The 4,571-nt window shown below is 72.0% G+C and carries 5 protein-coding genes; 3 read left to right on the top strand and 2 right to left on the bottom strand.

Annotated elements, in window-relative coordinates:
- On the bottom strand, positions 1-884 hold an 884-nt coding region (locus tag FV228_RS21005; RefSeq protein WP_246693975.1), incomplete at its 3' end, for a chorismate-binding protein.
- A gap of 394 nt (positions 885-1,278) precedes the next feature.
- Between FV228_RS21005 and rimO the strand changes: the two genes are divergently transcribed.
- The 3 genes from rimO (at position 1,279) to FV228_RS20990 (ending at position 4,203) form a co-directional block, all read left to right on the top strand.
- Positions 1,279-2,631 carry a 30S ribosomal protein S12 methylthiotransferase RimO gene (rimO, locus tag FV228_RS21000; RefSeq protein WP_147856387.1) on the top strand — a complete coding sequence of 451 codons (1,353 nt, stop codon included), beginning with the start codon at positions 1,279-1,281 and terminating at the stop codon, positions 2,629-2,631.
- Positions 2,632-2,748: 117 nt separating this feature from the next.
- Positions 2,749-3,831 (top strand): DNA polymerase IV, encoded by a 1,083-nt coding sequence (gene dinB / locus FV228_RS20995; protein ID WP_147856386.1) that lies wholly within the window; start codon positions 2,749-2,751, stop codon positions 3,829-3,831.
- A 138-nt stretch (positions 3,832-3,969) separates the two neighbouring features.
- Positions 3,970-4,203 carry a hypothetical protein gene (locus FV228_RS20990; RefSeq protein WP_147856385.1) on the top strand — a complete coding sequence of 78 codons (234 nt, stop codon included), beginning with the start codon at positions 3,970-3,972 and terminating at the stop codon, positions 4,201-4,203.
- A 40-nt stretch (positions 4,204-4,243) separates the two neighbouring features.
- On the opposite strand, the gene FV228_RS20985 is transcribed toward FV228_RS20990, so the two are convergent.
- Positions 4,244-4,444, bottom strand: coding sequence for a hypothetical protein (locus tag FV228_RS20985; RefSeq protein WP_147856384.1), 201 nt, complete (start codon positions 4,442-4,444; stop codon positions 4,244-4,246).
- Positions 4,445-4,571: the final 127 nt, after the last annotated feature.

Genomic DNA, 4,571 nt, shown 5'->3' with positions numbered 1-4,571 from the left:
GCCGCCCGGTCGGCCGCCGGGTCGTCGAGCCGGCGGGCGGTGCCCTTGATCGGCCGGGTCTCGACGTGGCGACCGTCGAGCCGGATGAAGCGCTCGGGCGAGGACGACGCGACGGTCAGGCCGGCGAGTTCCAGATAGGCCCCGAAGGTCGCCGGGTTGGTGGCGCGCAGGCGCCGGTAGAGCGCGAACGGGTCGAAGCCCGCCGGCAGGTCGGCGCTGAAGCGCTGGGCGATGTTGGCTTGGTAGATGTCGCCCGCCCGGATATAGGCGCGGACCTTTTCGACAGCCGCCTCATAGCTTTGCCGGTCGAAGTTCGAGCGCCACGCGAGGTTTTTCATGAGTTGGCGTGGCGCGTCTGCCGGTGCCGTCTCCGCCCCGAGCCGGTCGGCGAAGGCGGAAATCCGCGCCTCGGCGCGGGCCCGCCGGGCGGCCGGCTCGGTCTCGGGAAATCCCGTCGTGACGAGCCGGCAGGTGCCTGCGGCGTGGTCGATCACCAGCGCCGTGTCGTAGAGGTTGAATGCGATGTCGTCGGTCAGCCCCGCCCGCCGGGCCGGGGCCGCGACCCGCTCCAGTTGCGCGCCGAGGTCATACGCGAGGTAGCCGATCGCCCCGCCCGGGAACGGGTTGTCCGGATCGGGCTCGACCCGGTAGGGCGCCAGGCAGGCCCGCAAAGCCGCGAACGGGCCGCCCGGCACCGGACGCCCGTCCAGCGTCGCGCGCCCGTCCCGGAACCGGAAGCGCGCGAACGGGTCGGCGGCCACGATCGAGTGCCGCCCCAGCGCGTCGTGCCGCATGGCGCTGTCGAGGAAGGCGAGATCCGGCAGGGGCCGCAGCCGGGCGGCCGCCGCGACGGGATCGACGAAGGGGATCTCTCGGGTCCACATGACCGGGTTCGGGCTCATGTCCTGAGGGCACGCGCCCCGCACGCTGCCGTTGCACAGGCGATGCCGCGGGGAAAGCGGCAGTTCCGCGCAAGGCCCCGCCCGTCGCGAGCGGTCGGGGCCCGTCCCGGGGGCGGGAGACGGCGGGCCGCACCTGATGTGGGGTCTCAGGATCCGCCTGCAAAGCCCTGCCGACAGACGCGTTTCGGCGATGTGGCGTGCCTGCTGCGCCGAGCCTCCCGCGCGGGGTCGGGTACCCCTGCGGCGGCCGGTCTCGCGCGACCGCGTTAGAACCGCTATAGGGGCGCGATCCCGAATGCCTGTCCTCGCGCGCCGTGCGACCCGATCCACCGGCCGCACGCGAGGGTGGCGTCCAACCCGTCTTCCGAATGCGACCATGACCGCAACCGCCACCCCCGCCCCCCGGGACGCCGTCCCCGGGGCTGCCCCGAAGATCTCGTTCGTGTCGCTGGGCTGCCCCAAGGCGCTGGTCGATTCCGAGCGGATCCTCACGCACCTGCGCGCCGAGGGCTACGAGCTGGCCCGCCGCCACGACGGGGCCGACGTGGTGATCGTCAACACCTGCGGGTTCCTCGATTCGGCCAAGGCGGAATCGCTCTCGGCGATCGGCGAGGCCATGGCCGAGAACGGCCGGGTGATCGTCACCGGCTGCATGGGCGCGCAGCCGGAAGAGATCCGCGCGAAATACCCGGACCTGCTCGCCGTGACCGGGCCGCAGGCCTACGAATCCGTGGTGGCGGCGGTCCACGAGGCGGTGCCCCCGGCCCACGACCCGTTCCTCGACCTGGTGCCGCCGCAGGGGATCAAGCTCACCCCGCGCCACTACGCCTACCTGAAGATCTCGGAAGGCTGCAGCAACCGCTGCAGCTTCTGCATCATCCCGAGCTTGCGCGGGAACCTCGTCAGCCGCCCGGCCGGCGACGTGCTGCGGGAGGCCGAGAAGCTGGTCAAGGCCGGCGTGAAGGAGCTGCTGGTCGTCTCGCAGGATACCAGCGCCTACGGGGTCGACATCCGCTACGCCGAGAGCCCGTGGCGCGACCGGAGCGTGCGGGCGAAGTTCTACGACCTGACCCAGGAGCTCGGCGAGCTCGGGGCCTGGGTGCGGCTGCACTACGTCTACCCCTACCCGCACGTGGACGAGGTCATCCCGCTGATGGCCGAGGGCAAGGTGCTCCCCTACCTTGACATGCCGCTCCAGCACGCCAGCCCCTCCGTGCTCAAGCGGATGCGCCGGCCCGGCAACCAGGAGCGCCAGCTCGACCGGATCCGCAGCTGGCGGCAGACCTGCCCGGACCTCGCGATCCGCTCGACCTTCATCGTCGGCTTCCCGGGCGAGACCGAGGCCGAGTTCGAGGAGCTGCTGGCCTGGCTGCAGGAGGCCAGGCTCGAGCGCGTCGGCTGCTTCGAGTACGAGCCGGTGGCCGGCGCCACCGCCAACGCCCTGGGCGACCTCGTGCCGCCGGAGCTGAAGGCCGAGCGCAAGCGCCGGTTCATGGAGACGCAGAACGCGATCTCGCTCCGGCTCCAGCGGGCCAAGGTCGGCAAGCGGCTGGCCATGATCGTCGATTCCGTCGAGGGCGGGATCGCCAAGGGCCGGTCGAAGGCCGACGCCCCCGAGATCGACGGCACCGTCCACGCCGCGTTCCGGCGCCCGGTGCGCTCCGGCGACATCGTCACCGTGAAGATCGACCGGGCCGACGCCTACGACCTCTACGGCAGCGTGACCTGATTTTTCCGGATTGCACGCGATCCCCTGTGCGTCGTCGGATCGGATCGGTTGACCCGGGCGTCCGGTCTGGCATGTCTGGAACATAGCAGGAACTTCAGCCCGGACCTCGAGGCCGCGATGGATCCGGAGGTCGCGCTCCGCAAGATCATCCATATCGACATGGACGCGTTCTACGCCTCCGTGGAGCAGCGCGACGATCCCGGCTTGCGCGGGCTGCCGCTCGCTGTCGGCGGCTCCCGGGAGCGCGGCGTGGTGATGGCGGCGAGCTACGAGGCGCGGCGGTTCGGCGTGCGCTCGGCCATGCCGTCGGCCACCGCCCGGCGGCTCTGCCCGGACCTGCTGTTCGTGAAGCCGCGCTTCGAGGTCTACCGGGCGGTCTCGGAGGAGATCCGGGCGGTGTTCGCCCGGCACACGCCGGTGATCGAGCCGGTCGCCCTGGACGAGGCCTATCTCGACGTCACCGAGAATCTTTTGGGACTTCCCACCGCGACGGCCGTCGCGAAGGCGATCCGGGCCGAGATCCTGGAACGCACCGGCCTCGTCGCCTCGGCCGGGGTCTCGTACAACAAGTTCCTGGCCAAGGTCGCCTCCGACTACCGGAAGCCCGACGCCCTGTTCGTGATCACCCCGTCCATGGGGCCGGATTTCGTGGCCGCCCTGCCGATCGGCCGGTTCCACGGGGTCGGGCCGGTCACCGAGGCGAAGATGAAGCGCCTCGGCATCGAGACCGGGGCCGATTTGCGCGCCTGGGATCCGGACCGCCTACGCGAAACCTTCGGGTCGGCCGGGGCCTATTACCACGCGGTCGCCCGCGGACTCGACATGCGGCCGGTCCGCGCCCACCGGGTGCGGAAGTCGATCGGGGCGGAGACCACCTTCTCGGAGGATACGGCGGCCTTCGCCACCCTGGCCGAGCGGCTCGCGCCCCTGTTCGACAAGGTCTGGGGCGGGGCCGAGGTCAAGGGCATGCGCGCCCGGACCGTGACCCTGAAGCTCAAGTTCTCGGACTTCGCCCAGGTCACCCGGGCGAAGTCCCTCCCCGCCCCGGTGGCCGACCGGGCCGCCCTGGAGCGGATCGGGCTGGACCTGCTCTCCGGCCTGTTCCCCCTCCGGCGCAGCGCGCGGCTGATCGGGATCGCGCTCTCGGGGTTCGAGCAGGGGGAGAAGGAGGAGCCGCTGCAGCTCGGGCTCGGGCTCTGATCCGCCTGGGCCGGTCCATGGTGCTCGCGCGAGGGCTGTGCGGCGCCACACGTCAGGTGCGACTCATCAACCACAGATAGGAGCGATCCGGTGGGGCCGGCGTTGCCCGCCACCCCACGAACCGAAGGTCCCGCCCCAATGACGAAGCCGATCTCCCTGGCCCTGGCCGCCGCCCTGCTGCTCGGCGTCCCGGTGGGTGCCGCCCGCGCCGACAGCACGGCGTCCTTCGGGGCCGCCAACGCGATCCTGCTGCGGGGCTACACCGCGAGCCCGCCGCAGCTCTACGTGTCCTCAGGCGGCCCGGGCGTCGGCTTCCTCACCGATGGGACCGCCGCGCCGCAGCGGCCGAAGGTCCCGGCCCGCGCCCGCTGACGTCGAGAAGCCCGGGCCGGGCAGGCCCGGGCGTCTCGGATCAGGCGTTCTTGCGCGGGCGGTGGTTCGGATTGATGCCGCCGTCCGGCTTGGTCTCGTTCTCGACGTCGCCCTCGAAGGTCGAATCCGCCTCGAGATCTTCCGGGTCGGCGCCGCTCATCCCCTTCGAGGTGCCGATCCCGGGATTGCCCTTGAGGTCGGCGTCCGTGGGCGTATCGGTCTTCGGGTGCTTGCCTGACATGCTGGCTCCTCTTGGCTGGTGCCGGTCCAACGCGTCGGGACGGGGGCGGTGGCGCGGGCGCCGTGCGGCGGTTCGCCTCCCGATCCCCTCTCGATCCCCCGCGCGCCGACAGCCGGCCGCCGGGTGA

Origin of the sequence: Methylobacterium sp. WL18, assembly GCF_008040015.1 — a bacterium.
GTDB lineage: Bacteria > Pseudomonadota > Alphaproteobacteria > Rhizobiales > Beijerinckiaceae > Methylobacterium > Methylobacterium mesophilicum.
This window is presented reverse-complemented; position numbering and strand designations above follow the sequence as displayed.